This is a genomic window from Catenibacillus scindens (assembly GCF_014202115.1).
In the GTDB taxonomy this organism is placed as follows: Bacteria; Bacillota; Clostridia; order Lachnospirales; family Lachnospiraceae; genus Catenibacillus; species Catenibacillus scindens.
In genome coordinates this window covers 666,031-672,510 of sequence record NZ_JACHFW010000001.1, presented here as the reverse complement: position 1 = coordinate 672,510, position 6,480 = coordinate 666,031, and the positions used below count along the sequence as shown (strand labels likewise).

General features: G+C 46.8%; 4 protein-coding genes. 2 read left to right on the top strand and 2 right to left on the bottom strand.

Annotated features, from left to right (window positions below; translation table 11 throughout):
- Together HNP82_RS02780 and HNP82_RS02775 are read right to left on the bottom strand one after the other, a co-directional pair.
- The coding region (locus HNP82_RS02780; RefSeq protein ID WP_183771206.1) for a GDP-mannose 4,6-dehydratase at positions 1 to 491 on the bottom strand (491 nt) is incomplete at its 3' end.
- A 106-nt stretch (positions 492 to 597) separates the two neighbouring features.
- Positions 598 to 1,668 carry a mannose-1-phosphate guanylyltransferase gene (locus HNP82_RS02775; protein ID WP_183771281.1) on the bottom strand — a complete coding sequence of 357 codons (1,071 nt, stop codon included), beginning with the start codon at positions 1,666 to 1,668 and terminating at the stop codon, positions 598 to 600.
- A 461-nt stretch (positions 1,669 to 2,129) separates the two neighbouring features.
- Here HNP82_RS02775 and HNP82_RS02770 point away from each other — a divergent pair, with 461 nt between their 5' ends.
- Complete coding sequence (locus HNP82_RS02770; protein WP_183771204.1) at positions 2,130 to 4,463, top strand: type I phosphomannose isomerase catalytic subunit; 2,334 nt, start codon at positions 2,130 to 2,132, stop codon at positions 4,461 to 4,463.
- 25 nt (positions 4,464 to 4,488) lie between these two features.
- Positions 4,489 to 6,213 carry a phospho-sugar mutase gene (locus HNP82_RS02765; protein WP_183771202.1) on the top strand — a complete coding sequence of 575 codons (1,725 nt, stop codon included), beginning with the start codon at positions 4,489 to 4,491 and terminating at the stop codon, positions 6,211 to 6,213.
- The last annotated feature ends 267 nt before the right edge of the window (positions 6,214 to 6,480 follow it).

Genomic DNA, 6,480 nt, shown 5'->3' with positions numbered 1-6,480 from the left:
CTTTCACGGTAGTTTTTGGTAATCCAGTGGCCGTAAAGCTTTGCTACGCCGTAGGGGCTTCTGGGATAGAAGGGGGTCTTCTCTGTCTGAGGGATTTCCTGGACAAGGCCGAACATCTCAGAGGTAGAAGCCTGGTAGAAATGGGCGGACGGCTTTACAATGCGGATAGCTTCCAGCATGTTGGTCACGCCTAAAGCGTCGATGTCTGCGGTAGCCAAAGGCTGCTCCCAGCTTGTGGCCACAAAGGACTGGGCGGCCAGGTTATATACCTCGTCGGCCTGGGAGATCTTCATGGCGGTGATCAGGGACACCGGATCGGTCATGTCGGCGTAGATAAAATGGATCTTATCTTTGATGTGATCCACGTTGCCGTAGTCTACAACACTTTTTCTGCGCATGATACCATACACATTGTAGCCTTTTTCAAGGAGCAGTTCGGCAAGATAGGAGCCGTCCTGTCCGGTAATACCTGTGATCAATGCGTTTTTCATAATAAAAATCCTCCTGAATATCTATGATTGGCTGGCGTAAAGGTCTGTAAATCTCCGGAGAAAGGCGCCTGTTTAAGATGCCGCCTGCCGGATGCCAGCTAAAAATCTATAAATAAGTTTCTTTATTTTGACTGCGGAGCAGATCTAAAAGCTTTTTGATTTCGCCGGTCTTTTCCTTGTGGCAGATCAGGGTGGCATCAGGTGTGTCCACCACAATGATATCTTTCAGGCCGACGGCGGCGATGAGCTTATCCTGGCCTTCAATGATACAATGGGATGTATCTATAGCCACAACATTGCCGGTGAAGGTGTTTTCATCAGCGTCGGTGCCTTTAATCCGCTCAATGGCCAGCCATGAACCCACATCGTCCCAGCCGAAGTCTCCTGGGAGAATGTTAATGCCGGAAGCTTTCTCCATAACGCCATAGTCGATGGATTCAGACGGAAGTGAGGGAAAAACTTCTTTTAAGACATGTTCCTGGTCAGGTGTGCCGATAGCCTTTTGGATAGCGCTAAGCCCCTCAAAGGTGGCGGGCATATGATTTTTAAGGTTTGTCAGGATGGAAGAAAGCTTCCATATGAACATGCCGCTGTTCCAGTAATATTCGCCGCTCTGGACATACTGGCGGGCAAGATCAAGATCCGGCTTTTCAACAAAGCGCTCCACCAAGTAGGCTGGACCGTTGGGGGTGTTTTTGTCCGCCTTGATATAACCGTAGCCGGTTTCCGGGTAATTGGGTGTAATGCCCAGGGTAACAAGGTTCTGTCCCTGCTCTGCGATCTGGCAGGCGTCGGTCAGTGTCTGTACAAACATCTCATTATTTTTTATGAGATGATCTGAGGGAAGAACCATCATGATGGCATCCTCATATTTGTGATGGATATGGACGGCCCCAAGTCCGATACATGGGGCCGTGTTGCGTCCCACAGGTTCGCATAAAATATTTTCCTCCGGAAGCTGCGGGAGCTGCTGGCGCACCAGAGGCCGGTAAGCTTCGTTGGTGGCAATATATATGTCCTCCATGGCAACCAGCGGCAAAATACGCTCAACAGTAAGCTGGATCATAGTTTTCCCGTCGTTAGTTAACGAAAGAAACTGTTTGGGAAGACTTTTCCTGCTGCGGGGCCAAAAACGCTCACCGCGGCCGCCGGCCATGATTAATGCTGTTTTTTTCAATGACATTCATCCTCCATTTATAAATTTTTACAGCCGCTTCGCACTTTTACAGGCGAAAGGCTGTTTTTTCTCAATAAGAATCATACACTAAAGAGTTTTAAAAAACAATAGTTTGCCTTTATTTTTTCCGGAAAGACCGTGGAAAAGAACGGCAATTTCTGCCTGCTGTTAAAACCTTAGGAGTAATTTGTTCTTTTTCGGCAATATTTATAGTAAACGACAAATATATTTATCGTTTACTATATTTACAACCCGGAATGAAATGGGTATACTATAGGAAACGTCATAATAATTTTTATTATGACGTTTCCTGCGCCGGTTTTTGCTGCGCAAAGCGCCGATCTTTCCTTGCAAAAATCGTGCGCATCCCCCGGAGGTTTTATATTAAACGACAAATATATTTGTCGTTTAATATAAAACCATGATTGAAGAAGCAGTTTGATTATAGAAGGAGAATGTAAATGAAATGTATCATACTGGCAGGCGGCAAAGGGAACAGTATGTGGCCGCTGTCACGGGAAAATTATCCAAAGCAGTTTATGGAGGTTAAGGAAGGCCGCTCTCTGTTGCAGGAGATGGTGGCTAAAAATATTCCCTTTTGTGATGAATTTATCATTTCGTCGAATTTGAACTATAAATTTATTATCGAAAGCCAGATGAAAGCCTTCCAGGGGCTGCGCTATCGGTGTTTCCTTGAGGAGGATGCCAAAAAGACAGCTCCGGCGGTGGCCATGATCTGTATGGGCCTGAATCCATCGGAGCTTGTCTTTGTTTTGTCTGCAGATCAGATCATTGAAGGGGAGAATTATAAGGATACTGTGATCCGTGCCCAGAATATGGCTCGGGAAGGCGCTCTTGTTACTTTTGGCATGCAGCCGGACTCCCCTAATAACGGCTACGGTTACATCCAGTATGATGGTGAAAAAGTGCTGGCATTTAAGGAAAAACCGGATGTGGAGACAGCTAGCCGCTATATCCGGTCCGGGGATTATCTGTGGAACAGCGGAAACTTTTTATTCCGGTCCGGAGATTTTCTTCATGAGCTGAAGCTTCACGCTCCGCAGATCTATTCTTCCTGCGAGAATGCTGAGAAAAAGATTAATTACGGGCGGCAGATGATCCTTTTAGATAAGAAGTCCATGGCGCCGGTTCCGGCTATGAGTATTGAACACGCAGTTTTTGAAAAATCGGACAATGTGCGGGTCATTAAATCCGGTTTCCAGTGGTTTGATATCGGCGACCTGGAAAAACTTTCCGATTATACAAAATCCGGGGTCGGCAAAAATGTCATTGAAGAAAAATGTGGCAATGTTACTGTGATCAACCGCTCCAAAGAACAGCTCGTTGTGGCCAATGGTCTGGAGGATACCATCATTGTCAACACTGACGACGCTCTGTATATTTCAAAGAAAGGACAGTCAGGGAATATTAAGGAGATCATGCGTAAAAACCATGATCAGTACAGCCGCTTTTTTGAGAACCACAGTACATTCTATTATGAGTGGGGAACCCAGCAGGTGCTTGAGGATGATTCCTTCTTTAAGGTCAAAAAAGTGGTTGTATTTCCCGGAAAGACCCACCATCTCCACAAACACGGCATGCGCAGTGAGCAGTGGACGGTGGTCAAAGGCGTGGCGTCCATTACTCTTGGGAAGGAATGCCGGGATTACCGGGCAAAAGAGACGGTGTACGTGCCTGTTGGCGTGGAACATGCTGTGTCCAATAATACCGATTCCGAAGTGATCATTATTGAGATTTCCATTGGGCAGAAACTTGTGGACGAGGATTCTATTAAATCAGAGACGATGCCAAGACGCTATATCCAGGATGCCGGATTTGTCAAACTGGAGCCGGCCTTCAAAGATTACCTGTGGGGCGGAACGAAGCTGAGGGATATTTATCACAAAAAATGTGATTATGACGTGATCGCTGAGAGCTGGGAGCTGTCCTCCCACAAAGACGGGCAGAGTATTATCGCCGAGGGCCCTTACAAGGGTATGCTTTTTGGCGAGTACATTAAAGGCATTGGCGAAGAGGGGCTGGGATGGAAATGCCAGGCGTTTGAGCGTTTTCCCATTTTGATCAAGTTTATTGACGCGAAAAATCCTCTGTCCATTCAGGTTCATCCCAATGACGAATACGCTCTTAGCCGCGAAAACGAGTATGGAAAAAATGAAATGTGGTACATTATGGACTGCGATCCTGGAGCCAGTATTTATTATGGCGTGAACAGGGATATTTCCAAAGAGGAGCTGCAGCAAAGGGTAAAAGACAATACAGTTCTTGAAGTTCTCAATAAAGTGGAGGTTCACAAAGGCGATACATTTTTTGTCAAGGCAGGAACTATCCACGCCATCGGCGCCGGAATCCTGATCTGTGAGATCCAGCAGAACTCCAACTGCACTTATCGTCTTTATGATTATGACCGCCGGGACAAATTCGGAAATCCCCGGGAACTCCACCTGGAGAAAGCTACCGATGTTTCAACCCTTGAGGTTCTTCATAATAAAGCGGTGAACGTGGCGGACCGGATCACCACAGGCAACGGCTTTGAAATCGAGCTTCTGGGAAGCTGCAAATATTTTGAGAGCAGTAAATATACAGTAGGCAAAGAGGTTACACTGGATATTGATGAAACGTCCTTTAATTCCATTTTAATCATTGATGGGGAGGGCCATATCAGTTGTGATAAAAAAGTCCTTTCTTTTAAGCCGGCAGACAGCTTTTTCGTGCCGGCGGGACGTAAGAAAATACAGATCAGCGGCAAATGTACGTTTATCCGTACCCATGTTTAATAGGCCCTGACGAGGAGGAATAAAAATGAGTTATCAAGACACTTATCGCTTCTGGCTGGAAAATGATTATTTTGACCAGGCGACCAGGGAAGAACTGAAAAATATTGAAGGCAATGAGAGCGAGATTGAAGACCGTTTTTACAAAGACCTGGAATTTGGCACCGGTGGCCTGCGCGGCGTTATCGGCGCAGGGACAAACCGGATGAATGTATATACAGTCCGCAAGGCCACCCAGGGGCTGGCAAATTTTATTATTTCTGAAAATGGTCAGGACAAGGGCGTTGCCATCGCCTACGATTCCAGACATATGTCCCCGGAATTTTCTAGGGAGGCAGCTCTGTGCCTTAACGCCAATGGCATTAAGACTTACCGTTTTGATTCCCTGCGTCCTACGCCGGAGCTTTCATTTGCGGTGCGTCAGCTTGGCTGTGTGGCAGGCATCGTCATCACTGCCAGCCATAATCCGCCGGAATACAACGGCTACAAAGTTTACTGGGAGGATGGCGCCCAGATCACTTACCCGAAAGATAAGGAGATTATTTCCGAGGTCAATAAAGTGACCGATTATCATGATGTTAAGACTATGTCTGAGGCGGACGCGGTAAAGGCCGGACTGTATCACACCATCGGCAAAGAGATTGACGACGCATATATTGAGGCTATTAAAACCCAAATCATCCACCCGGAATATATTCAGCAGGTGGCCGAGGATATTAAGATTGTCTATACGCCCCTTCATGGAACCGGCAATCTCCCTGTGCGCCGTGTGCTTGAGGAACTGGGATTTAAAAATGTTTATGTGGTGTCTGAACAGGAACTTCCCGACGGAGATTTCCCTACAGTAAGCTATCCAAATCCGGAAGATCCCAAAGCCTTTGCTTTGGCCCTTGAGCTTGCGAAAAAAGTGGACGCGGACATTGTACTGGCTACGGACCCAGACGCTGACCGTCTCGGCGTGTATGCTAAGGATAGCGCTACCGGAGAGTATGTAAGTTTTACCGGAAATATGTCCGGTATGGTCATTGCGGAATATATTCTCCGTCAGCGGAAAGAAAACGGCACACTTCCTGAAAACGGCGCCCTGGTAAAGACTATTGTGACCACCAACATGGCGGACGCTCTGGCGGAGGCGTACCATGTGAAGCTCATTGAAGTCCTTACCGGCTTTAAATATATCGGTGAGCAGATTAAATTTTTTGAGCAGCAGCACACATATTCCTATGTTTTCGGTCTGGAAGAAAGCTACGGCTGCCTTGTAGGCACTCATGCCAGGGATAAGGATGCTGTGGCGGCTGTTATGGCGCTGTGCGAGGTGGCTTCCTGGTGCAAAATCCAGGGCAAGACTCTCTGGGATCAGATGATGGATATTTATAGACAGTACGGATATTACAGAGAGGGCCTTCAGTCCATTACACTGAAAGGTATTGACGGCGTAGAAAAGATTCATGCGATGATGGAAAAACTTCGCATCAATCCGCCGAAAGCATTTGATACTTTTAAGGTGGAAGCTGTTCGGGACTATAAAACTTCCATTCGTCTGGATATGAACACCGGCGCAAAGACAAAACTGGATCTTCCGGTGTCTAATGTTCTCTATTACGAATTGGAAAATGATGCATGGTGCTGTGCAAGACCTTCAGGTACAGAACCAAAGATCAAGTTTTATATGGGCGTTAAGGGAACATCTATTGAAGATGGAGACCGGATGCTGGCTAAACTGACAAAAGCGCTGATGGCGCTGGCGGAATAAAATGAGACAAGCGACAAAAGGTCATAATTTTCATGCTTGCATGAAAATTTATGACTTTGTGGCGCGTAAAACACCGAAAAGGAGCCATTTTTCGTAGAAAAATGTGCGGATTTGAGGTGTTTTAGGGCGCTGGGCGTCCGGGGGACGGCCGCTTAGCGCCGACCGAAGCGGAGCGAAGACGCGAAAATACGAAGTGCGGAGCAATCCGTGTCTCATGCCCATTTGTCGGGCAACTCATAAAATAAGGGGGACAGTCATGAATATGAT

Coding starts and splice junctions, on each gene's coding strand:
- HNP82_RS02770 (WP_183771204.1), top strand. CDS start 2,130: ATGAAATGTATCATACTGGCAGGCGGCAAAGGGAACAGTATGTGGCCG.
- HNP82_RS02765 (WP_183771202.1), top strand. CDS start 4,489: ATGAGTTATCAAGACACTTATCGCTTCTGGCTGGAAAATGATTATTTT.